Raw genomic sequence first — 25,335 nt, 5'->3', positions numbered from 1 at the left:
TGTAGTCATTATGTCATTTGGCTTCGCCGTCATTTAAATGACGATAAATGACGACAAATGACAATAAATGACCTATAAGCGGCGGACGGTAGCTTTAAAAATCTCTGCTACACTCAGCGATAATATGAGCGATAAAATATAGCGCCCTTCTACGAGGTGAGAATTATGTCGCTGTACGTCCTTAGCTTGATCTTCACCTTGGTGCTGACGAACGGCGGGTTCGAGAAGTTAGGACCCGGTGGGTTTCCCGCCGGGTGGACCGCCTTCTGTTATAAAGGACAGATGGGGAAAGACGCCCTTGTCGAGGTGACAGGGGATTCGTTTGAAGGCGAAAAAGCGTTGAGGATGAAGTCATTCTCAAAGACGGCCTGTGGCCTCAACCGACGGTATCCCACCCTCGGCAAGGGCAAACGGATACGAGCCATCGGAGATCTGCTCCCCGTCAAAAAGGGCGGCTTCACCTTCAGATATAAGCTGATCGAAACGAAGGGAGACAACGTCCGTTTCTATGTCATACCGATGGGCGAGGATAATTTCGAGACCGCCTCCCGAGCTACATACGTTCTTCCGAGAATCTTCGCAGGGGATGGGAGATGGCATATCGGCGTCATCGCCTTCGACTACTCCGACTCGCCCGATGTCAGATCCGTTCAGGTTGCCCCGAGGATAAACGAGGGAGGGGAGCCCGGACCGGGGGAGGTGATCTTCGACAACATCCGATACCTCGAAGTGGTGGGATGGCATCTCAGGGTTGAGGATATCAGGCTCATCCCCGACCCCGATAACCCCGCTGCCTCAGGGGTGATCGAGATCGAGGTTGATAACACCGGCGATGATCCGGCGCCGGTTAACATGAGCCTCTCCTCACCGGATAAGCTGACCTTCAGTCCGCTCGACCTCCCTGAGAGCGTCAATCCGGGGGAAAGGGTGAAGCTGAAATGGGCGGTGGCGGGCCTTAGATCGGCCGGCTCGAGGATATCCGTCAGGTGGAATTCATATAAGGACGAGGAAGAACGGTTTGAGCTCATCCTTCGGCCGGAGGTGAAGCTGGTGGGTTTCGGCCCCAGCGAGACGGTGCTTCAGATGAGAGGGGAATATGAGCTCAGGTTGTCTCTGGCGAATCTCGGCGGGGCGATATCCGGGCCGGTTCAGATCGAGATCGATGTGCCGCAGACGGTGGAGTTGAAGGAAGGGGAGAGATCACTGAGGATCGAGTCGCTCAATCCCGGGAGGACGGAGTTCTGGTGGAAGATCAGGCCATCCCGCCCTGGCATAGGAGCGTTCAGGGTTAAGGTTTACTCCAAAGATCTGAGAGGACCTTCCGAAGCCGAGTTCACGGCTATCTGCACCGAGATACCTGAGGAGAAATCGAAGCTTCGGCTCAGAAGCGGCGGTTTGGAACTTCTCTTCCCCGAAAATCCCTTCGGATACGGCCTCTGTGCCGTTCGGGTGAAATCGGAGGGGAGGATGGGGGTTATCCCGTGGCTCGGGATGATCGTATATCTCACGAAAGATGGGGAGAGAAGGAAGGCATATTTCTACGCCGATAGGTTCACCCTCAAGGGCGAATCGATAGCGTTCAAGGCGAGACATACGGATGAGGACGGGGTGAATTGGGACTTAACCGCTACTTTCACCCCGGATGGGAATGGGCAGATCAAGGTTGATCTTGAGTTGAATGTCGATAAACCTCGGAAGCTCCTGGCGTTTCACGGCCCAAGACTTCTGGTGGGTGAGGGAAATTTCGGTGAGGCTTATGATGAGGCGGTGTTGCCGGGGATCTACTACATGGAACCGCCTGAGACTTCGCTCGATACAACCTTCTCCGATCCGCCCTATAACGATCAGCATGCACCGCATCCGTATAAGGTCACGGCCCCCGTCATGGCGGTCAGATTCGATTCAGGATTGGTGGGGTTGATGTGGGATCCACTTCAGAGATGGGACGGTGAGAACATAGCCCCCTCATGTCTTTTCGCCTCGCCGAACTGGGTCGGCGCCACGCTGCCCGTCGAAAACCCCACCCCGGAGAAGGTTCTCTTCCAGGATGAACATCTGCTCGGCCTTTTCCTGCCCTCCATACCCAAATGGGTTAGGGAGAATACCCAAGAGGCGGAGAATCCCTATGAGCTTAAGCCGGGGAAGAGGTTGAGACTCCGCTGTTGGATACTGGGCGAGGAGTCGTATGAGATCACCGATGCCATCCTGGCCTACCTCGATCGGTTCGGCCTGCCCGATCTACCCGAAAAGCCAAGGAGCTATGAGGAGACGCTGAGGATGTGCGATAAACCCTCCAGGCCTGCCGGCAGATTCGGACGGCTGTTCGGCTTTATAAACGATCTGGAGGGGCGAGTGATGGACGACTTGGAAGCCCAGGCGGAGGACGGGTCGTGGAAGTTCCGTATGGACCCGAGGAACACCGAGCTTCTGGCGAAATTCGCGCCGAACCACAAAGACCTCGGCCCTCAAGGCGATACCACATTGGGCACCTGTACGTTCGGCAGAAGAAGGGCGATAGCGCTCTGGAGATACCTCAGGCTGACGGAAGATGAAACGGTGCGCAATAGGGCCGACAAGGCGATCCAATATGTCGACGATAACTTCGCCCGTCCTGAGGGCGCACAGACCTGGGAGGTACCTCTACATTGTCCCGATATACTCGCCGCCGGATACGGTATTCAACTGTATCTCGAGGCGTTTAAGGCGACCGGCGATGAACGATATCTCGATCGCGCTCGATACTGGGCGAGAACCGGATTACCGTTCATCTACCTCTGGAGGGCGCCCGATAGGCCGAGCATGATGCTCTTCGCCGATATACCCGTGCTGGGATCGAGCTTTTTCAAGATGCCGTGGTTTGGTAAACCGGTTCAGTGGTGCGGACTGGCCTATGCAACCGACCTGCAGAGGCTGGCATATGTCCTTGATGAGCTGGGCGAAAGGGAGGAGGCGAAGTTCTGGAGGCATATCGCCGAGGGGATAACCATATGCGGCATGCAGATGCAGATCGAGGAGGGACCTAGAAGGGGAAACTATCCCGACTCCGTCAGCCTCACATATCAGTATAAACGAAACGATCCCGGGATCATAAACCCCCATCTGATCGTCCAGAACATCTGGATGCTGACCCATCCCGACGAGGGGGCGGTCGATTTCTTCACGAGGGTGCTGAGGACCGATCGGGGCGAGATACACGTCAACGCCGAGGCGAAGATAACGGACGCCAGGATCGATGGGGAGAAGCTGATCGTGAGGCTGAGGACTCCCCTAAGGCTTAAGGGCATAGCGTCGCAGATCGTCATCTCGCCCGTATCAAACCCGACCTCTCTTCTCAAAGGCGGAAGGGAGATTCAACCCTCAGCCGGCGGGAAGGGCGATTGGTGGCGATACGATCGCAGGGGCAAGAGGATAGAGATACAGGTCATACATGACTCGCCCGAGATCGAGGTGGAGATCGATGGAGTCAGGTTTGAACCCCTTGAGGGTTTTCCCGTCTGTTCGGAGCCGGACTGGAACTTTGAGGTGGAGGGTGATCCGGAAGGATGGTCGCCCGCTCACGATCTGACACCGTTCACCGTGAAGGAGGGAAAACTCAGAACCAGATCGATGGGAGGCGATCCCTACATGATCGGTCCGCCGATGAAGGTTGAGGCCAAAGAGTACGGCGAGCTCCTCATCCGCGCGCGGGTTAAGGCGCCGGAGGGGATTGAGAAGGTGGACGGGCAGCTCTTCTGGTCCCGTTCGGATAGCTCCGGCTTTTCCGAGTCGAAGAGCCTCCATTTCGTTATGCGATGCGACGGTGAATTTCACCTCTATCGGGTCAAACTCGCCGGACATCCCGAGTGGCGAGGTAAGATAATCCGCCTGCGGTTAGATCCTGGAAATGTTTCGGATCTTGAGATCGAGATAGATCAGATGAGACTTAAGTAGAGGAGGTGGGTGATTATGCCGGAACAGCTTGCAATTCACGGCGGGAAACCGACCATCCCATCTGGGATGATCAAACCGTGGCCTCATATCACCGAAGCCGATCGGCAGGCGGTGATGGAGGTGTTATCCGGGGAGAACATCAGCGAGCAGCGCAGGATTCAATCGGAAAAGCTCTCCCGGGAATGGGCCGAATATATGGGACGGAGATATTGCATCCCGACCAATAGCGGGACGGCTGCACTTCATATGTGCGTTGCGGCTTTGGGGATCGGTCCGGGCGACGAAGTTATCCTGCCGGCCTTTACGTTTTGGGCCTCAGCGGCAGCCGTGCTTCATCATAACGCCATACCCGTCTTCGTGGACATCGATCCCAGAACCTTCTGCATTGATCCCGCACAGATCGAGGGTAAGATCTCGGAGAAAACGAAGGCGATCATGCCGGTCCACATCCACGGCATGCCGGCAGATATGGACCCGATCCTAGAGATCGCCCGACGATATAATCTCAAAGTCATCGAGGATGTCGCGCAGGCCCATGGCGCGAGATACAAGGGTAGGCTGTGCGGAGCGATGGGGGATGTCGCGGGCTTCAGCATGCAGATGTCAAAGCCGCTGACGACGGGAAGCGAGGGAGGACTGTTCGTCACAGACGATGAGCTCTACTACAGACGGGCAGGATTGCTCCAATACTTCGGCGAGATGGTCGTGCCGGGCAGGGAACGGGAGGAACAGGAATACAACGCCTATGGATTGGGATGGATGTATCGGGGTGACGTATTCGGCCAGGCGTTCGCCCGTAGCCAGTTGAAAAGGCTGGACGAGTATAACGCCCTGCGCGTCCGTAATTGTAACTTCCTCACCGAACATCTCTCCGGAATCCCGGGAATCGAAACGCCCTATGTGCCGCCGGAGTGTGAACCCGTCTACTACAATTATGTCGTAGGGGTCAAGCCGGATGAGTTGGGACTGGATGTACCCCCCAGGCTCCTGCGCGATAAGGTTCAGGAGGCGCTGAAGGCTGAGGGTATGCACGTCGGACTGTGGCAGAGACTTCCCGTGCCGGCACAGGAGATCTTTCAGGCCCGAGTCGGTTACGGCAGGAGATGTCCCTGGTCATGCAGACATAGCAGACCTATCGAATATCGGAAGGAGGATTATCCGGTCGCCACGGCCTTCCTGGAGTCCCATTTCTACGTCTTCGACGTCAACCCGCCCAACGATCTGGAGCTGATGAAGCTATACGTTGAGGCTTTCGAGAAGGTGATGGATAACGTGGAGAAACTGATCGATTGATCGGACGTTATCTACGAGGTAGCGATAACCTATAAGCCAGAACCCTGTTGTCGAAGAAGGTCGGGATCAGGATCAACCGCTGATCGGGAATGTAACCGAGATCGGCGGCATTTATCCTCCTGTCCGTTGTGTTCATCAGAACTACCGGCCTTTTGCCTTCCTCGACCAGCGATGTCTTGCCGCGCCAGTCGGAGACGATGAAAAAGCCATCTTTGTCTAGGATCAGGCCGTCAATTCCGCTCCCCACGACCGCCACGGTTTTGATCCTCTTCGTCCTGACGTCAACCGCTTTGATCTTTCCATCTCCTGAATTACCGACGTAGAGCACCCCATCCTTGTAAAACAAGCCGTTCGGACTTTTTATCTCGCCTCCCTCCAGCCATACCTCCATTTTGCCGTCCTTCAACCGGTAGATAGCGCTGTTTTTCCCTGATGAATCTGATACGTAGACATGACCTCTCTCATCGACCGCCACATCGTTAAGGAACAGGGCGCCTTCGGCGGGGAAAACCCGTGTGATCTCGCCGCTGTGGAGATCGACACATACGAGTCGATCGATGTCACTGACGTATAGCCTGTCCTTGAAAATCGCCATGCCCTTCGGAGCGTTCAGACCGGTGGCCCATTTGAGCTTCAGGACCCTACCGTCGGGGGAGAGTTTCGAGATGAACCCTCTCCCATCTTTCCTTCCCGGCTGTCCATAGATATTTGACACGTATAGATCCTTGCCCTTCGGGTCGTAGCAGACAGATTCGGGCACCTTGAAGATCCTATCCGATTCCCATACCTTTATAAGGGAATAGGAGCGGTAACCCGGATAACCTATCTGGCCGGCGTATATATATGGGGATATCACCATGCATATCACAAACGCGGCCAGAAGCTGATTTGTTCCTCTCATCTTTCCCCTCCCGATTATATCATTTGCAACTCTTTAGCGAGTTTTATGGCAACGGGTATAGCCCGTCGAATTGCCTCCTCGCTGACCGGAAGATGCTTCCCAATGGAGCGTTCCGCATGAAAGTGAAATCTATATATGGAGCGCATCAACCTGTAGTACTTATACATCGTGAGACACTCCTCCAAATCCCACGGAACGAAAGGGCTGCCCCGGACGCACTCCCAATATCTCTTGACGAGGGCCAACTGCTCGGTTTCATCCCGTTCGTCTCTAATCGGTAAGTTATCGAGAGCCGGCCCGAAGTAGATTTCATCCCAGTCGATGAAATAGTAGATCGGCGCCTCACCTTCACGACCAATTATCATGTTCTCCTCAGGAACCATGTCCCAATGACTGAAAACAAAGGGAACGGATACCAGTCGATCGATGATGGACCGACAAGGCTCTAAGATAGCCGTGAAAGAGGATGCCATTTTATCCAGCCAGGGGAACCTGCCTGTTCGGACGATTTTTTCGATGTAACCGGGCGCCCTTTCAATGGCGGTCTCGTATCTGTCGCGCCAAGCCGCTCGTGACCGGGGCAGCATGATCAAGGGGCGAAGGGCCCGGTATAACTCCTCCTCCTTTTCCCCCGCGAATAGGATGTGAATCCTGGCCACCTGCTCGATGAACCTCAAGCAGTGTTCCATCTCCTCGTTTTCGAAATCCTCACGTCCGGTTACCAAGTTTTTGCCGAGGTCTTCCCAGAAGAGCCAATACCTCCTCCTCTTCACATCGCGGACGGTCCCGTAGAGCTCAGGGGCGATCCGCCTGCCCGACAAAATACGGCCGAGCGTCTCCTGAGCGGCGATGAAATCGGGAGCATCCTCACCCAGCCAGTCGGGGTTGAACTGCTTGATAACAACCGTCATCTCCCTCCGGAGATCCCCGTCAGAATCCCCGGAGGCTATCCGGAGGTAAAGGCGTGAAACGATACAGCGATGTGTGCTGCCCAGATCCTCCCTGTCCAACCCCGTAACAACCACATCGCGCCTATACCTCTCGCTCAGGATTCGCGTGAGCGTTTCCCTGACGGCTTCGTCCTCATAAGCGGTATATTTTTTAGATCTCCCCATGCCGCTCGATCCCGTTTTTCAGCTTTTTCCGCGGGTGATTCTAGCACGGCTATGGCCCTTCGTCAAGTCTCACTTGAAAAAACTTGACAAAAACCTCTTTCAGGCTATAATAGACATTGAGGGAGGTTTCAGATGTGAGACTTCTAAACTAGCAAAAGGAGGGTTGTGAAGGATGAAAAGGATATCTGCAGTATGGATGTGCGTCGGCCTCATCCTCATCGGGCTGACACCGGCGGAACGATGCATCGCGAAAGTCGACCTCGGAAACGTTGTCGCGATGTGGCTGTTCGATGAGGGGAGGGGCGATGTCGCCAAGGATTCCTCGGGTAACGGCCACGATGGGAAACTTGTGGGGAGCCCCAAATGGGTCGACGGCGTGTTCGGCAAAGCCTTGGAGTTCGACGGGACGGGTGCCTGTGTTGAAGTTCCGGACTTCGAGAACCCCACTAAAGCCATAACGGTCACCGCCTGGGTGAAAAGCAATACCCCCACGTGGAACGAACATGGATGGGTTGTTAGCAAAAGAAACGCCTTTATCATCCACCCGGTCTTAGGTGAGAAGAACATGGCCTGGTGTGTTTGGATCGGCGGCGACTGGAATACCCCTAATGGATGGTCGGCTGGGAAGATCGGTCCGGATGATATCACGAAGTGGCACATGTATACCTGTACTTTCGATAGCACCACGGGTGATTGGAAGATCTACATCGATGGAGAGGAAAAGAGCTCCTTATCCTGTAACAAGACGGAGATCAGCCTTGATACCGGTCATCTGACCATCGGTCGGGATGACGACGAATGTCCGAATCGATTTGGGGATGGCGTTATCGATGAGGTCGCTATCTTCAACGTGGCGCTGCCACAGGATGACATCAAGGAGATCATGACCAAAGGGCTGACGGGCATGACGGCTGTCTCCCCGAAGGAGAAGCTCTCAACCACGTGGGGCTACATAAAAACCCGTTGAAAGGAAACCGGAGGCGAGGACGGGAAACGGAAAAAGCTCGTTTCCCGTTCCTCGCTTCCTACCGCCACTTATAGGTCATTTATTGTCATTTGTCGTCATTTATCGTCATTCATATAAATGACGGATGAGCTGTGGACGGCGGACAATTGGCCATAGATAGATATTACACTTAAGAGAAATAAGAGCGAACGTTGCTTGTTTTTATATCTCTATCATGTCCATTCGTGTTTTGATCCTTGCCTTCCTTCTCATACCGATCAACTCCTTCTGGATGATGACAGCGTCGCTATGGAACGCCGGTTATCCGACGACCGTTTCCCTGTTTTTCAACGCTATATTCTATCTCTTCATATTGATCCTTATCAACTCCTCATTAAAACGCCTCTATCCTAAAGCCTCTCTCTCAGCAGGGGAGCTGCTTTTGATATATACCATGCTGACGATCACCTCGGCGATCAACGGGTTGGATATGCTCCAGCTTATCGGGGCGATGATAGCCGGCCCCCATTTCCTCGCCACGCCCGAGAACGAGTGGAAGGAGCTTTTCCTCAAATATATCCCCTCCTGGCTCGTCGTCTCGGATAAATCGGTTCTTGAGAGATATGCCCGCGGCGAATCATCACTCTACATACCGGTCAACTTCCTCCCCTGGATCACCCCCGTGCTCTCTTGGTCGGCTTTCACCATCTCACTTCTGCTCGTCATGTTGGGTCTGACGCTCATACTGAGCTCGAGATGGGTCTCGGAGGAGAGGCTCAGCTATCCCATAATCCAGCTCCCTCTACATATGGTGAAGGAGGAATTCCTGAAGAATCGGGTGATGTGGCTCGGATTTGGGGTGGGGGTCTTCATGGGGACGTTGAACGGGCTTCACTTCTTCATCCCTTCGGTTCCCACGATCGGTAAGCCCATAAATATCGGCCGTTATCTCACCGAGAAACCCCTAAATGCCATAGGATGGCTTCCAATAGCCGTCCATCCCTTCGCTCTGGGATTGGGTTTCTTCATACCGGTCGATCTCTCGTTCTCATGCTGGTTTTTCTACTTCTTCTGGAAGTTCGAGAGGGTCTTGGCCTCCGCCCTTGGGCTGCGGATACCGGGATTTCCGCTCATAGATGAGCAGACCACAGGGGCGTACATCGGATTCGCCCTGACCGCCCTGTGGATGGCTCGAAGGCATATATCACGTTATTTCAAGCCTATCGCTGAATCAAGACAGCTTAAGCACAGGATTCATCGGCTCGCCTTAATAACGATTTTAACCGGTTCGGCGGGGATAGCGTTGTTCTGCCTAAAGGCCGGTATGGGGATCAAGGCGATAGCCCTCTTCTTCATCATATATTTCCTCATCTCCATATCGATAGGCAGGATAAGGGCCGAGCTGGGATCGCCCGTGCATGACCTGCATTTTTCGGGCCCGGGCAGGATGATGATCTCGCTCTTCGGCACACGTAGGTTCAGCCCGACCGACCTGACGACCGTCTCGCTCTTCTGGTATTTCAACCGCGCCTACAGAAGCCATCCTATGCCGTGTATCCTGGAGGGATTCAAGTTGGGGGAAAGGACAGGGGTCGATCCGATGAAAGTCTTTCTCTCCGTCCTTATCGCCGCCGTTTTGGGAACCATTTGCGGATTTTGGGCGCATCTTCACGCCGCCTTTCGTCATGGCGGATGGGGGAAGCTCTGGCCCGCGTATGAGAGCTTCAACAGGCTTTCGTATTGGCTGACGACGCCTGTGGGGGGAAACCCGCGATATGCGATCGCTTACTCCTTCGGGGCGATCTTCGTCCTATTGCTCTCGCTCTTCCGGACACGGTTCATCTGGTTTCCGCTCCATCCCGTCGGACTCGTCGTCTCAAGCAGTTGGGCGATGAACCCGTTCTGGTTCTCCATATTTCTGAGTTGGGCCGTTAAATCGGCCGTATTGAGATATGGAGGCCTGAAAGCCTACAGGGGCGCTGTCCCGTTCTTTTTGGGCTTGATCCTGGGCGAATTTGTTGCCGATAGCGGCGTCAGCATCGCCGGGACGCTTCTGAAGGTGCGAACCTATATCTGGTATGGGTGATCCTAATGGCATGGATATTGCTCTATAACTCAATCAGTCCCTCCCTTTTGAGGAGTTCAAAAGGGACTTAAGGGCGCAGGAAGCGAGGTAATCCTCCTTCCCGTTGCGCCCGTTTTCACTCTGTGCAAAATGCACGATTTGGGGCAGATTAAGTGTGCAGGTGCACCAAATCGTGCACAATTCAATCTTCAGGAGGAGAGAGTGATGAAAAAGATCGCCGTCGTTTTAATCATCGCGGTCCTGATGATCCCCTGCCTGGGGATATCATCCGATAAGGGAACCAAGGACAAAGCCATGAACCTGATCGATAGCGGCCTGAAATGGCTCAGCACACAGCAGGAAAAGGACGGCTCTTTTAGGCATAATGTCGGCATAACCGGATTGGCGATCACGGCTTTCCTGAAAAGGCCGGGAGGTCCTCCCGCAGAGTATAAGTCGGTTATACAAAAGGGGCTCGATTATATCCTCAAGCATCAAAACGAGGACGGCTCGATATATGATAAGAGCTCGGAGATGCCGCTGCCGAATTATGAGACCTCGATAGCCGTTATGGCCCTTGCCGCATCGGGCGATCCCAAATATAAGAAGATCATAGCCAAGGCGCAGAAATGGCTGGCTCAGAGCCAACTGGATGAGGGAGAGGGCATCTCACCCAGTGATCCGAGATATGGCGGAATAGGGTATGGAGCTTCGGCCGCCAGAGCCGGGACGAGACGAGGAGATATGTCTAATCTGAGTTTTGCCGTTCAAGCCCTCAAAGAGAGCGGTTTCCCAAAGGATGATCCCCTTTGGGGGAAAGTCGTGAAGTTCATCGAGAGATGTCAAAACTACAGCGAGACGAACGATCAGCCCTGGGCCGGTAACGACGGCGGTTTCGTCTATGCCCCTGACGGGGAAAGCAAGGCGGGTAAGGATGCAAACGGGAAACCCCGGTCATACGCCTCTATGACCTACGCGGGGCTTCTGAGCTTCATCTACGCGAACGTCGATAAGAACGATCCCAGGGTCCAGGCCGCCGTCAGATGGATCAAACAGCATTATACCCTCGACGAAAACACGCCCTTAGGAAAACAGGGATTGTTCTACAATTACCACACCATGGCCAAAGCGCTGACGGCATACGGTGAGAGGGTGATAGAGGACTATAAGGGGATCAAACATGACTGGTATGCCGAAATGGTGGATAAGTTCGCCTCGCTTCAAAAGCCAGGAGGGTTCTGGGTAAACGAGGCGGATAGGTGGATGGAAAGCGATCCGGTCCTGGTGACCGCCTATGTGATCTTAGCGCTTGATACTGGATTTTCGATCCTAATGTAGGGGCGAAAGATTTTTTCGCCCCTACCTGACCACCAGTATCCTTCCGGTCCTGTTAGTCCTGTTTTTGCCGTCATATGCCTCTATCCTGAAGACGTATATCCCCGTTGCGACCTTCTGACCGAACTGGTTGGTGCAGTCCCAGGTGACCACCTCGTCGTAATCCCTGCCTCGCTTGACCGTGTAGGTCTGGGATTGCCAGACCGGATCTCCGGCCACATCGTATACCGTCACCGTCACCTGAGCTGTGGCATCGGGAGGTAAATTCACATCGAATGAGAAATGGGCCTTGTCGCCGCGGGATCTGCTTATCGGGTTGGGCCAGACATATACATCGCCCTTGAAATTGAGTGAGACGGTGAACTCCAGCTCTCCCCCGTCATATATCTCCTGGTTTCCGGCGTTATCTGTCACCCTGATCTTCAGCTCGTATTTACCGGATTTCGTCGGCAGGAAATCGAGAGACCATTCCGACCAGGGTTCCTCCTGCTCGGTGCTTTCATCCACAGCCGGCGTCCACTCTATCTCCTCGTCGTCGGGGCCGTATCCTCCGATCTCCACGAGCGCCACGCCTGAGGCGGGAACATCTTTGGTGGGCGGGTCGGACGCCGTGCCCTTAAGCGGCGCCGGCTCGTTCTCATATGAGCTTCGCGGGCCATGCTCGGTCAACCTCGCCACCGGCTTGCCCAACTCGAAGAGGAAGGAGGTGGATATGGAGGTGGTGGGCGATATGCCCAGGTTCTCAACATCCAGTCCCACAGCCTTGACCATCACCTTGTAGATCCCCTCTTTCGGCAGCAGATCGCTCGAAAATTCCAAGGTGTCAACGCCGTTTTGCCTTATAGAACCGCCTACCGGATTGCCGTCAGGGGAGAAGACCTGGATGACGGATTTAGTCAGATCAACCCCGGCTCCCTCGTCCGTTATCTTCGCCGTGATCGTCACCCCTGTCTGGCTGTTAACCGCGGTGGGAAAGTCGGGCGAGTTCGGATCTATCACCAGAGGCTTGCCGTTTATCTCTAACGAAGAGGGATCGATCACCGGCGGGGTTGTATCGTAGACGAAATCGTATTCGACCGGATCGGGGGCGTTGCCCGCCTTGTCCCTGGGCGAGATGAGGATCTTGTACTTTCCGTCCTGAGAGCCGTCCGTCGCCAGCGGCACATCCAGTTTGAAGATCAACTTCCCTGCTTTGTCGCTCGTGGCCTTCCCGGATATCGGCTTCCCGTCGGGGCTGATCAGCTTGATCCAACTCTCATCGACGTTATCCCAATCGATACCGGAGCTGGGCTGTTCATCCTTAACGTTCACCTGTATCTCGCTGAGCGAATTCTGGGCGGTCTGAGATGTGACGAGCCGCAAGGCATCCAGATCTACCTCAGGCGGGACGGTGTCGTAGAAGAAGGTGAAGTTTAACTGGTCGCCTCGTCTGCCCGAAGCGTTTATCGGGATGACGGTTATCGTGTAGAGGCCATCGTCCGATCCGTCCGTAGCTAGGGGTTTGGCGAGGTTCCAGATTATCGTGTCAACGCCGTTATCGGATTGAGAGCCAGGGACGATGTTGCCGTTGGGATCTCGAAGTCTGATCTGGGAGAGGAAGCTAATTCCTCCGTTGTTGGTCTCCTGCAGTTTAGCCTCGACCCTGGTGATCTGCTGCCCCGTGTATGCCTCCTCGGGAGGAGATGTCTTCGGGGTGGTGGAGATCACAACGGGCAATCCCGTCGAATAGTTGAACTCCCGCTTCTTCACTATCCCGATCCCGTTTCCGGCCATATCGACCGCCATCGCCGTGATCGTATACGTTCCCTCCTCATCCGGATTGGCAAAGCTCAATGTCACGGTGTCGATCCCGTTGTTGCTCATCTTGGCGGATATCTCACGCCCTTTTGGATCGAGCAGCTTGACGTAGGATCTGTCGAAATCTATCCTGCCCGGCTCCGGATCGGTGAACTTGACGACCACCTCTGTCAGCTCACCTGTCACGAGCTCTCCCTTGGGCTCGATGAACTCCACATTCGGGGCGACGGTATCGTAGAGCAGGGTATATTCCGCCTTTAAAGGATTTCCGGCCTTATCGACCACCGATATCGAAACCGTATAGATCCCGTCCATAGATCCGTCGGAGGCCAGCGGCTTATCCGGCGTCCAGAAGAGCTTGTTTTCACCCTCGCTTGTCACCTTTCCCGAAACGACTTTGCCGTCGGGACCGATCAACTGAATCGAGGTATCGGTGAAGAGCCGACTGTCCACACCGGAAGGACCTTCGTCCGACACCGAGGCCTCCAGCTTATCTATCTGTCCGCTTACGTAGCTTATCGGGGCGTTCAAGTCGATATGGCTGATCGAGTTAACCCTGGGAGGCTGCGTGTCATATACCACGGTGAACTGAACCGTCTCGCCTGTCCTGCCCAGCCTATCTGCCGGTGTAACGCTGATCGTATATGTTCCATCCGCCGTCCCGTCCGTGGCGAAGGGCAACTTCGGACTCCAGGAGAGGATAACGTAGCCCTCCTTCGGTTTTTCCTCGACGATCTCCTGCGTACCCAACACCTTACCGCTGGGCCCGCGGACCTCTATTTTGGAGGCCACCGGATCGACCTGCGAGCCGGTCAGGGTCACCTCAACCGAGTCAAATCCGTTGGTGTAATTCATCCCCTGAGCCGTTAAACCCGTCTTAATCTGGGCGCTTTTAACGGCCGGCGGGGCGTATACCAGGGTGAAGGTGAAGACAATGGGTGCTTTCGCGACGTTTCCGGCCATATCTTTAGGCGTCACCTCGATCCTGTAACTTCCCTCATCGGATATCTGAGACGTGCTGATCGTTATGGTATCGATGCCGTTATGCTTGATATCCAGCGGGATCTGTCCTTTCGGGCCGATGAGTTTAACGGATGTCCCGTCCAGATCGACGCCGCTCCCCTTGGTCGGGATGTTCTCATCCGGCTGTGATGGCACGGCGGCGTTCGGATTCTCATCGTTCAGCTTCAGGGTGAACTCCGTCGGTGGGACCTCGTATACCTCCTTTAACCCTTCGACCTCCACAGCGGGGATAAAGGTATCGTAAAGGAAGGGTATCTCTTCGACGTTCGTGTTGCCGGCTTTATCCGCGATCGTGACCTCGACGGTATACTGTCCGTCAGCCGATCCGTCCCTCGGAAGCGGGTTTTCGAGCATCAACGAGATCCTATCCGGTTCCTCCCTCTCGATCCTCCCACCGACGGTGGATCCATCGGGCGCAATGAGCTTAATCGAGGAGGCATCCAGATCTATTCCCTGGCCGCTGTGATCCTTCAGAGTGGCGGAGACGGCGGCGAGCTGATTCACGAAACTGTATTTGGCGGGGTTGCTCGTGACGACCTCAGGCTTTTGGGTGACATAGTAGAACTCGTAGATCAGAGAGGCCGCGAGGCCGTTTCCGGCCTTATCGAGAGGTTTCACCTCAATCTGATACGTCCCGTCATCCGTTCCGTCCGCTCGCAGCTTGTTGAAGCTCAGATATATCGTCGAGACGCCGTCATCGCTCTTATTGACGGCGAGATAGCCGTGCGGTCCCTTCAGCTTGACGTCGCTCCCTTTCAGATCAACGCCCGCTCCCGCATCATCGAGCTTCACCCAGACGGTTTCTATCGGCTCGACTACGGAGGTCTTAGGCTTTGGCGATACCTCCTTGACGGTCGGCGGCTGTGTATCATAAAGCAGGGTATAATCCCTGGATAGCTCATTACCCGCTTTATCGAGCAGCTTCACCGATATCTGATACCTTCCGTCGTCCGATCCATCTCGTTTGAGCGGTTCATCCAGTATCAGCCAGATCCTGCTCTCCTCATCGGTTCCCAGCTCGCCCGAAAGCGCCTTTCCATCGGCCTTTCTGATCAACTGGAGGCTTGAGGCATCGAAATCGATCCCCGCCGTCTGGTCGCTGCCTCTCATGTCTATCCTTTCGATCTCCCCGTTTACCGTCCATTCCATCCCCTCCGCAAGCAGATCTTGAACGTAACTCAGCGATTCAAGTTTGGGAGGCTGGGTGTCATATACGATCTGTATCTCCTTGGATGTCCCCTCATTGCCGTATTCATCAAGTGGGGTCACGCTCAGCCGATATATCCCGTCATCGGTGCCATCGGTCTTCAGACTTTCCTCGGGAATCACGATCAGATCGTTCCCCTCGGATTCGATCTTCACGGCGAGAGGACCTTTGGGGCCGGCAAAGCTTACCCTATCGGCGGTCCCCGTCAGGTCGGTCGCTTCGGTGAAGCTCAGTCTGATCTTCTCCAATTTTCGGACGTAGCTTCCATCTGCAGGCGTGGTCGAAAGGAGGCTCGCCTCGGGGAGCTGATATTCAAATCGGTAGGTCAGGGCTGAGTTGATGTTACCCGCCTTGTCCGCCAGCGAGACCTGGATCGTATATCTGCCGCTCCGTGTGAGCTCATCCGGTTTGAAGATCAGTTTAGATACCCCATCCGTGTCTGCCCTTCCCTTGACCTCTTTCCCATCGGGCCCTATGAGCTTGATCGTACTTGCAAGCAGATCCAGCCCGCTGAACGGTATGCCTCCTCCGGGGTCATCGCTCGCCTCAACGGTGATTTCGATATCGCCGCTTACCTGCTCGTTCTCCTTCGGGCTTGTCGAGACGACGGTTGGCGGGAGGCTGTCATATCTGAGGGTGTTCTCCACCGTATGAAGGTTACCGAGCTTGTCGGCGAGGCTGAGCAAGATCCTATACTCCCCGTCCTGCGAACCGTCCTTCAGCCTCGGGTTATCTATTCTCCAGATCATCTTATTGCCGCCGATCTCCAGCTTGCCGCTCACCTCATTCCCGTCCGGTCCGATCACCTTGAGATCGCTCCGCTGAAGATCGATCCAAGATCCTGTCGGCTGGACTTCGATCGTCTTTATGTCATTGACGTAGGTTCCCTCCTCGGGGGTTATACTCACAGCCTCGGATGGGGAGGTTACATAGGCGATCCTGTAGATCTCCTCCACCCCGATGTTGCCCGCCATATCCTTGGGGGTCACCTTGAGCGTGTATATTCCATCGTCGCTTCCATCCGTAGCCAGAGATTGAAGGATCAGCCTCAATCCCTTATCCGTGACCTGTCTGGCGATGGGGAGGGAATTTCCCTTCGGTCCGATCAAGCTCACCTTGGTTCCCGCTCCATCAAACCCGCTCAGCGCATCCTTCAGTTCAACTGATACCTCTTTCATCTCCGTCACGGCGCTGCCGTCAGATGGTGAGATCTCGACGTTTGGTGGCTGGGTATCATAGATCAGTTCGGAGGTGATTTGGAAGGTCGCTCCCGACTTATCCGTCAGCATAACCTCAACCTGATAGGAACCGTCGTCATCTCCATTTGTCTTCAGAGTCTGAGAGGGTCTCCAGCTCAGGCCGTTGCCCTCAACCCTGACTATGCCCTGAATCTCCTTCGATGTCAAGCTCCTCACCAGCTTAACGGCCGAAGATCTCAGATCGATCCATTCCGAAACCGGGGTTCCGATCTGAACCTTCACCGATTCAAGTGAATTCACGTATGTGCCGTCTTCGGGCGAAACCGTCACCGAATCGGAGAGCGAGGCGACGAAGAGGAATCGAATCTGTTCCGTCAGGCCGATGTTTCCGGTTTTGTCCACCGGTGTTACCGATATGGTGTAAACCCCGTCATCCGATCCATCGAGCGCTAAGGGGGTGATCAGGTCCCATTCCACCACGTCCACGCCGTTATCCGATTTCGTCCCTTTGATCACGTTTCCGTTTGGTCCTGTGAGGTAGATGGAGGAGTTGGTCAGATCCAGGCCGACGCCGGAATTATCCTTGAGCTTCGCGCTTACCTTAGCGAGCGGTTCACCCTCAACTATCGATCCGTCCTTCGGAGTGATGGAAAGGACCACAGGGAGTTTTTCGGGCGAGAGGATGTATCTGAAGGGATATTTGAGAGATACGGTATTACCCGCCCTATCGGCGAAGCTTATCTCAAACGTATATGTCCCTTCATCCGACAATCCGGCATAGCTCGCCGTCACCGTCGAGACGCCGTCGGTTGTGAAGCTGAAGGATGCGGGTTGAGACGGGCCCGAGATCTTGACGTTAACGGACGCGAAATCGATCCCGCTTCCCCCCTGATCCTCGACGGTGAAGGTCACAGTCCCCTCCTGAGGGAGGATCACGTTCGCGTTGCCCGGGGTCAAGGTCTTGCCTGAAGAGGTAACGGAGATGACCTTCGGCGGCTGAGAGTCAAACGTGAACTTCGCCTCTTGACTCAATTTATTTCCGGCCTTATCGCGCGCCATCACCTCAACAGTATACGTGCCGTTTTGCCCTGGAAGTGAGATGGGAAGATCGGGCCTAAAGATTAACTTATTGGCCTTCTCATCGATTTCCAGCTTACCGCTCACCGATGAACCATCCGGAGCGATAAGGGTCAAAGTAGGAGGATTGATCTCATAATCTATCCCGGCTTCCCCCTCATCTGCTATCTGAGCGGAGATCTCCCCCACGGGGGATCTGGTCATCGAACCGTCAGATGGTGCGACCGATATAAGTTTCGGCGTTTTCGTATCTATCAGTATCGTCAGGTTTGTCTCTCCGATATTTCCCCCCGCATCTACAGCTTTGAATCTGAAGGTGTAAGTTCCATCATCGAGCAATCTACCTATACCATCCTTGCCGTTCCAGGTGATCAGATGTTCGGACTTTCCCGCCAGTGAGCTCACGGTTATATTAGGAGGAACGGAGAGAGCTGGATTGACCAGATCCACGTTCAGTTCCTGTACGTCCTCTGAAAGCACATAGGATATGAGGGCCGTATCGTTTGATCCATCTCCGTTTGGGGAAAACGGCCCAGCCTTAAGCGATATGATCGGTTTCACGCTGTCCACGGTAACCTGGGTCTCCTCGGCGAACGCGGCAGTAGTATCTATCATGCCATTGGGGTTATAGTCTATCTCCACCCTGATCTTATAGGTTCCGTCCTCGACCACTCTGCCCTTTCTATCCCTTCCGTCCCACTCGACGGCGATGGTCTGCACCTCTCCCGTCGCCGAGCCCAGCATTCCGATCTTAACCCAATCGTCGTCCGGATTGAACTGGCCGTCCGGTCTTTCAACTCCGCCGGGCCCATTGGTATCTATGATGACCCTGTAGTCTCCGGATGCACCGGTTGTTTGGAAGGTTATGATCGCCTTCCTCTCCAGGCTATCACTTGCTGTGCTGAAGGTCGAGTCGATGCCTCTGTTATCTGTGACCGAAGGGACGGTTACGAATTGAGCTATCGCCGGAAGGCTCCATAGCATCAGAATGGCCAGAGCCCACAATCCTGATGATCTACCAAGCTTTTCCACGAGCTTCCCCCTGAATCTTCCATGGATTTATTTAATCGATTCCAACTTCCGTTAGACGAAAGAAGCCTTCTTAGGTTGAATCGTTGAATCTATCGTATTTTCAACCGCCTCATATCCAGGTTTGGGGCGTAGTATCGCTTACCGTAGTTTAGCCTCTTCATCTCGTCTATCAGCCCCTCGAGTTCCTTTGAATCCGTAAAGTCCACATTATCCGTGTTCACCACCAGCAGAGGGGCGTCTTCATATCCCAGAAAGAAGGTGTTATAGCATTTGTTCATCTCAAAGAGATAATCCTGCGAGACATACCTCTCAAACGGCCTGCCCTTCGATCTTATCCTTTTCTGCAGGACCCTAGTGCTCGCCTGAAGGTAGATGACGAGATCCGGCTTTGGAATCGATCTGCTTATGAGACGATAGACCTTGTCGTAGATGAGAAGCTCATCGTCGCTCAGAGTTAGATAGGCGAAGATCCTGTTCTTATCGAATAGATAATCGGTTATGACGCATTGCTCGAAGAGATGCATCTGCAGGATCTCGCGCTGCTGCTCATATCTGGTGAGCAGGAAGAACATCTGGGTTCTGAAGGCGTAGTTCTCCATATCGGTGTAAAACCTTTCTAAAAACGGATTTTCCGCCGATTCCAGAACCGCTCTCCCGTTTAACCTCTTGGCGAGCAACTGAGCCAGATCGGTTTTGCCGACGCACATCGGGCCTTCGATGCTGATATATTTGTGAGCTAAATCCATTCCTCAACCCTCCCAAGATAGCTTTCCGTATAGACGTATGCCTTGGCTTTTTTCACACTTCAAATCGGCTATAAGCTCCCTAATCGATCTGCCCAATGACGGATGTATCAGATCGGGAGCGATTTCGAAAAGGGGCATAAGCACGAACAGCCTTTCATGAGCTCTGGGATGGGGGATAACGAGATCATCCTCGTTTAAGGTTAAATCCTCGTAAAACAAAATGTCAAGGTCTATCCTCCTGGGTCCCCATCTCGGCCCCGGCCTCCTGCCTATTCGGGCTTCCATGCCTTTAAGCGTCTTCAGGAGCTCACGCGGGGCGAGCTCCGTTTCGATCTTGACGACACAATTCAGAAAATCGGGCTGATCCTTAACCCCCACGGGCTCGGTTTCATAGAGGTTGGAGACCGATATCACATCGATCTTCCGGTTTTCGGCCATAATCTCCATCGCCCGGCGGATGTTGGACGCCCTATCCCCCAGGTTCGATCCTATACCAATGAAAGCCACCGCCATCTTCAAAGCCCGGAGCCATATATGGCGATCCTTTCGCCTGTTGAGAGGATCACCTCATCCAGGCCGTCCCCATTCAGGTCGCCTATAGCGATATGTTCCGGTCTATATTTGAGATCGAACTTGACCGCCCTGACGCCCTGATGGTTGTAAAGTCCCATGACGTCCGGATCACTGGTGTCAAGCATTAGATCGGCATCCGGAACCCACCTCACTTTCCTCGGATGGAAGGGGATGTTATTGGGCTCGATACTGATCACCTCCGTCATAGTCAGGCTATATAGCCTTCTTATACCGTAGTTACCCCACCAGGTGCATATCCATACTCCATCCCGATCCTCCAGAAACCGTCCGACACAGAGACCTCTCACATCTCCCGCCTGTATCTCCCCCAGCATTCTACCATCCCCTCGCATGAAGATCAGCCCCGCCTTGGCACATGCCATGGCGATGATCTTCTCCTTTCCTCTTCCCACGCCTTCCATAACCTCTATGGCCCTGGGGGCGAACGGGGCGATTCTATACCAGGGTTTAGGCATATACCAGAGGGCATGACCGCTCTTGTTCAAAGCGGCGAATCCTATCACGATCTCCCTCTCCCTATCGCCGTCGATATCCTCAAGGAGCGCCACACCGCCATGGAGCAGATCGTGTCTATGCCATATCATCCTGAGCGATCCGTCAAACCCCCACGCTCCCCAGAACGGTTTTGCCAGGGCGAGCACGAAATCCCCATCCGCATAAACGGCCGAGATCTCCTCTTCAAGTTCCGTTCTGCCCTTTTCCTCCCCGGTCCCGGCATCCAGGAGGATTAAGTATCCATCGTCGTGAACCGCCAGCTCGTCCCTACCATCTCCGTCTATATCATATGAGGCGGGAATCACCTTCGAAGCGATCCCACTTCTCCAGACCTCGTTTCCATCGAGATCGAAAGCGATCATTTTCTCCCCGTCGGAGATCAGCAGACAGGGGTTACCTGAGCCGATGGAAGAGATCCAGACCGGCTTTTTCTCGAGGGATATCTCCCGTATCAGATTCGGCTCCGGATATCCCTTTCTGATCTGATATCCCCTAGAATACATCCGTTGCCTTTCAACTTTGGCCCTTTTCAGCTCAGCTTGAGAGATCCAGGTGCTGACGGAGCTAAACCAGGCCTCGGTGTTAGTTCTTATTCCGGCTTTTCCCTCAGCCGGTATATGTGGATCGGCCAGATCGAAGGTCAACCTTCCGTTGAGATAACATCTGATCCTCTCTCCATTCACTTCAGCTCTCAGGTGGTAATATCTATCAGGGTTGAAGCTGATCCCCTTGCTCGCCAGGAGCCGCCAGAGGTTATCGCTGCGGTCATATAACACCAATTTTGCCCTGGATGGAGGCGTCGAGGGCGGTTCACCGCTCCTGGCCCGGCGTTCCTGAACCGGTATCTCGATTCCAAACCAGCAGTATCGCCTCAGATGCCTATATCTGAAAACCACTCCGGCTCGCGGGGTTCGGTCATACTGTTCATCCAGCACGACGTATTTCCCAGGTCCCCAGCTTGACGGGATCGTCAAGGTGGAGACGATCCTCACAGTCGCTTCGACGATGTAATCCTTCCAGCTCTCATAACCTGTTATCAGACAAGCATCATGAGGCCCAACGGAATCGGAGAGGTTACAGAGCACCTTTCGCCTGCCATCGACCGAAATTCCCCACGGATTGCCGCTTATATGCAACGGATTGTGCCACCTTCTGAACCTGTTTAGATCGAATGGCCCCTCCTCGAGCCCTGAGACATCGAGTGATGAGAAAAGCTCCAGGTTTTCAGGAGGGTGGGCCCTAGGTATTCTAACCCCTGTCTTTTTGATCGGCGGATGGGGGATATGGACGGAAGGGGGACTTTCATACCGGCCTGTTTTGAGGTTCAGCCATCTGGGCAGCGAACAGAGCCCCTGGGATTGATGATGCTTTCGTATGGGGGCATAGATCCTCTCCCCTTCAAACGGGCGATCTTGGGTATAGATAAGGAGCTTCCCGTCCTTGAGGAAGATCAGCTCATCGCGCGGGTCACACGCCACATCGGCGGGACCGACGGGAAGACCAGCGTTTTGGGGAAACTCGACCACGCACCGTCCCCACCCATCGTAAAGACCCTTAGCATTGGGAGAATTTCTGAAACTCAGCTCCTCGCCCTCTCCCGTCCAGTTACACGGTTTTCCGGCGTCCTCGCCGTTGTCGGGCTCCCACTCGAATATCCGTCTGCCGTGATGGTCGAAAAGGGTTCTGATGCCGTAGTTGCCCCATCTGGTGCAGGTCCATATCTGCAATCCGGGGAGATCTCCCCTGAATTTCCCGACGCTAAGCGTCTGCGCGTGGCCGATCGGAACCTCCGAGATGACCTTCCCAAATGAATCGACCATGAGGAATCCCAGGTTTCCGCAGGCCATAGCGATTTCCGGGCCATTTTCGGGGTCGCCGTCTATCTCCGCCGCTATGGGTCTATCGACATGATAGGGCTGACTCCTGCGCCACACCCCCTCGGTGAGGGAGATCACATCTCCCTCGCCGTTCACAACTATATGTCCTATGATCGCCTCCTCCCGGCCATCGCCATCTATATCGTAGCAGTCGAGATGATGTCCGTATTTGACGTTTGGCATTTCCCAGAGCAACTTCAGCTCATGGTCGAAGGCCCATACGCCGTGATACGCTCCTCCCTTAAACAATATCTGTCTTGTCTCATCTCCTAGGAAGTTCGCTATGTATATCGGATCCACAGCGTTATAAGGGTTGGCCAGTGCGCCTTCAGATCCGCCTTCAAACGAACTGGCCCTGGGAAATCTCCTTCGCGCCTTGCACAGACCGCTTATCGGATCGATAACGACGATCTCCTCTCCTATAAGCGTTACCACCTCGGCGATCCCGTCAGCATCTATGTCATAACAATGTAAGGTGTGTGCCCAGTTTTCCGGCAGATCCAAACGCCATAGCACCTCGCCCTCGCCGCTCACCGCCACGGCCCCTTTCTCATAGATCAGGATCACGTCGAGCTTATCACTGCTCCTAACATTGGCAAATCTCACCCCGATGGGCTTTGAGCCGAATCTCGAGATATCCACCTCGCGATGGAGAACCGGTTTGGGATATCTCTCTCTGATCCGCCTCAGCTCCTCCTCGCGGCGTCTCCGCTCACGATTGAACTCCTCTATATCCTCCCTTGTGGTTGAAATCCTAACGAATTGGAATCTAGACTCGGCGTTGGATCTGATTCCAGCTTTACCTCTCTTCAACCTCCCATCTTTAACCGTGAAAGCCGATCTGCCGTCCAAGGAACATTTTATTCTCTCGTCTTTCAATTCCGCTTCCAGAAGGTAATATTGGTTGGGATTAATCTTAATCTTCCTACGCCCGAGCAGATTCCAATCGTCGTCCCACCTATGATACAGCGCCAGATACCCATCCATGAGGTTATCATCTAAGGCCTTTTCGACCTCAAGGCAATAGAAATAGTAATGACGAAGCGTTTGATATCTCAACATCAATCCGGCTCTCGGCGGCAATCCCCTTTCGTGATCGCTCGTCTGAAGCGTGACGAAGGAGATCAGCCTCACAGAGGCCTGAACGGAGTAATTCCGCCATAGGTGTTCCCCCGTCACAAGGCATCTATCGCCGGGGCCCCATTCGCCCGATAAATTAGCGATTACCACCCGATCACCCTCCATAACGGGCACAAATCCGCCATCGCGCTCCAGGGGATTGATCCATCCATCAGGTTTTCCAAGCTTTTCGCCATCCAGATAAGAGAGCTGAATTCCCAATTTACACCCCTCCGAATTTTTCCAACGGACATCTCCATTATAGCATCATCGGAGGGGGAAGATCAAGGATTCGCTGAACGGCCGATCGATCGCACTTGACTTATGCTTTGGAATTAAATATAATGCTTTTCAGACTCGAAAAGGGAGGTAAATAACAATGAGGGAAAGGCTACTGGTTATCATCACGGTTCTGGCGGCGATGGGCCTTTTAGCCGTCATGGCCTTCGGGGCAGATGACCCGAACACGTGTAAGAAGCTGGCAGGCAAGGTGCCCAAGGATTGCAAGTACTATGAGCCCGACAAATTCTACACCGGCAAACATGGTTTTATGAACGATGAGGATCTGACGAGTGATGGTGGACCGTTGGAGAAGGGGTTATATCTGATGAGCTGGCTGGTTCTCTCGCCGCCTATAATCGGCGAAGGTGGGCCGGCAGCTAACTTCGACGGCAACGATGTGCTGAAGAAACACTGGCGCGTCGGCGAGAAGGAGGTCACCAAAGACCCCAAAAACTGGCCCATCGCCGGTGAGAAACTCAGCGGCTCCGGAGGAATTGCCTCCGACGGGTCCTGGTGGGTGCCGATCAACTTCCAGGACCTCGTGGATGCGAAACAAGGTGCCCTCTTTAACAGCGGCAATGAGTTCGATTGGCAGATGTGGGGCGGCCAGGGGCTTAACCAGTTCATCGAGTACCTCTTCTGCCTGGTCAAGTGGAACAAAGGTGGCACCATCACGTTTAAGGCGGGAAGTGACGATCCGGAGGTGACATGGGTCAATGGCAAAGAGATCTGTAAAGGTATAGGCGATAGAAACTGGCATAGGGATACGGATATCGGGGAGTTCAAGGCGCCCGCGGGGGAATGGGTTGCTATACTCGGCAAGGTAGGCGAGAACGGTGGCGAATGCGGTTATACACTGCGCATCGAGCCTCCTCCGGACGATCACACGCTCGATACGGAAATGGCCATGGCGGTTAGCCCCGGAAATAAGCTTCCCACCAGTTGGGGCGCCATCAAGGCGATGAGGCTCAGATAACCCAACCGCACATATCGGGCGGGGCCTCGCCTCGCCCAAAATTATTCCATCCGAAAGAAGGGATGTCATCTGGATGAACTAACCTGTTTCTCGTTCTCTCTCGCTCTGGGATCATCCCACGTAAACCTGGGGAGAAACTGAAGGGATTGATCAGATTCCGAAATATCCTCGTTCATGACTACCCGTGTCAAGTCAAATGATGATAATGTTACCGAGAAAGTTTTTCAACTGCCGTCAAGCCTTACGCTTGTAACAGCAGCGTATCCTGCCGATAAGGTATAGCTGGAGATCACCTCCGCATCTGAACACAAATCATTGAAGCACTC

General features: G+C 54.1%; 13 protein-coding genes. 7 read left to right on the top strand and 6 right to left on the bottom strand.

What is annotated here, in order from left to right:
• Positions 1-165: 165 nt before the first annotated feature.
• Together J7M22_16080 and J7M22_16075 are read left to right on the top strand one after the other, a co-directional pair.
• Complete coding sequence (locus J7M22_16080; GenBank protein MCD6508126.1) at positions 166-3,930, top strand: hypothetical protein; 3,765 nt, start codon at positions 166-168, stop codon at positions 3,928-3,930.
• Positions 3,931-3,945: 15 nt separating this feature from the next.
• On the top strand, positions 3,946-5,223 hold the full coding sequence (locus J7M22_16075; protein ID MCD6508125.1) for a DegT/DnrJ/EryC1/StrS family aminotransferase: 1,278 nt from the start codon (positions 3,946-3,948) through the stop codon (positions 5,221-5,223).
• 7 nt (positions 5,224-5,230) lie between these two features.
• Here the strand turns inward: J7M22_16075 and J7M22_16070 are convergent, their stop codons facing one another.
• Entirely contained in the window at positions 5,231-6,124 is an 894-nt protein-coding gene (locus tag J7M22_16070; protein MCD6508124.1) for an SMP-30/gluconolactonase/LRE family protein, read from the bottom strand.
• 14 nt (positions 6,125-6,138) lie between these two features.
• Positions 6,139-7,239 carry a phosphotransferase gene (locus J7M22_16065; protein ID MCD6508123.1) on the bottom strand — a complete coding sequence of 367 codons (1,101 nt, stop codon included), beginning with the start codon at positions 7,237-7,239 and terminating at the stop codon, positions 6,139-6,141.
• A 172-nt stretch (positions 7,240-7,411) separates the two neighbouring features.
• Here J7M22_16065 and J7M22_16060 point away from each other — a divergent pair, with 172 nt between their 5' ends.
• The 3 genes from J7M22_16060 (at position 7,412) to J7M22_16050 (ending at position 11,588) form a co-directional block, all read left to right on the top strand.
• On the top strand, positions 7,412-8,206 hold the full coding sequence (locus J7M22_16060; GenBank protein ID MCD6508122.1) for a LamG domain-containing protein: 795 nt from the start codon (positions 7,412-7,414) through the stop codon (positions 8,204-8,206).
• Between the two features lie 214 nt (positions 8,207-8,420).
• Positions 8,421-10,271: a hypothetical protein gene (locus J7M22_16055; GenBank protein ID MCD6508121.1), complete on the top strand. Its 1,851-nt coding sequence runs from the start codon at positions 8,421-8,423 to the stop codon at positions 10,269-10,271.
• Between the two features lie 204 nt (positions 10,272-10,475).
• Positions 10,476-11,588 carry a terpene cyclase/mutase family protein gene (locus tag J7M22_16050; GenBank protein MCD6508120.1) on the top strand — a complete coding sequence of 371 codons (1,113 nt, stop codon included), beginning with the start codon at positions 10,476-10,478 and terminating at the stop codon, positions 11,586-11,588.
• Between the two features lie 21 nt (positions 11,589-11,609).
• Here J7M22_16050 and J7M22_16045 read toward each other — a convergent pair whose 3' ends face one another.
• The 4 genes from J7M22_16045 to J7M22_16030 all read right to left on the bottom strand — a co-directional run bounded on the left by J7M22_16045 (position 11,610) and on the right by J7M22_16030 (position 23,973).
• Complete coding sequence (locus J7M22_16045) at positions 11,610-18,920, bottom strand: Ig-like domain-containing protein (protein ID MCD6508119.1); 7,311 nt, start codon at positions 18,918-18,920, stop codon at positions 11,610-11,612.
• Between the two features lie 89 nt (positions 18,921-19,009).
• A complete protein-coding gene (locus tag J7M22_16040) occupies positions 19,010-19,666 on the bottom strand; it encodes a deoxynucleoside kinase (protein ID MCD6508118.1) in 657 nt (218 codons plus the stop codon).
• A gap of 3 nt (positions 19,667-19,669) precedes the next feature.
• Positions 19,670-20,179 (bottom strand): 2-amino-4-hydroxy-6-hydroxymethyldihydropteridine diphosphokinase, encoded by a 510-nt coding sequence (folK, locus tag J7M22_16035; GenBank protein MCD6508117.1) that lies wholly within the window; start codon positions 20,177-20,179, stop codon positions 19,670-19,672.
• A 2-nt stretch (positions 20,180-20,181) separates the two neighbouring features.
• Positions 20,182-23,973 carry a hypothetical protein gene (locus tag J7M22_16030; protein ID MCD6508116.1) on the bottom strand — a complete coding sequence of 1,264 codons (3,792 nt, stop codon included), beginning with the start codon at positions 23,971-23,973 and terminating at the stop codon, positions 20,182-20,184.
• A gap of 157 nt (positions 23,974-24,130) precedes the next feature.
• On the opposite strand from J7M22_16030, the gene J7M22_16025 reads away from it, so the two are divergent.
• Positions 24,131-25,009: a hypothetical protein gene (locus J7M22_16025; GenBank protein ID MCD6508115.1), complete on the top strand. Its 879-nt coding sequence runs from the start codon at positions 24,131-24,133 to the stop codon at positions 25,007-25,009.
• A gap of 83 nt (positions 25,010-25,092) precedes the next feature.
• Complete coding sequence (locus tag J7M22_16020; protein ID MCD6508114.1) at positions 25,093-25,209, top strand: DUF86 domain-containing protein; 117 nt, start codon at positions 25,093-25,095, stop codon at positions 25,207-25,209.
• The last annotated feature ends 126 nt before the right edge of the window (positions 25,210-25,335 follow it).

Source organism: Candidatus Poribacteria bacterium (genome assembly GCA_021162805.1).
Lineage (GTDB): Bacteria > Poribacteria > WGA-4E > B28-G17 > B28-G17 > JAGGXZ01.
The sequence above is the reverse complement of the archived record's forward strand: the minus strand, read 5'-3'. Positions and strand labels throughout refer to the sequence as shown.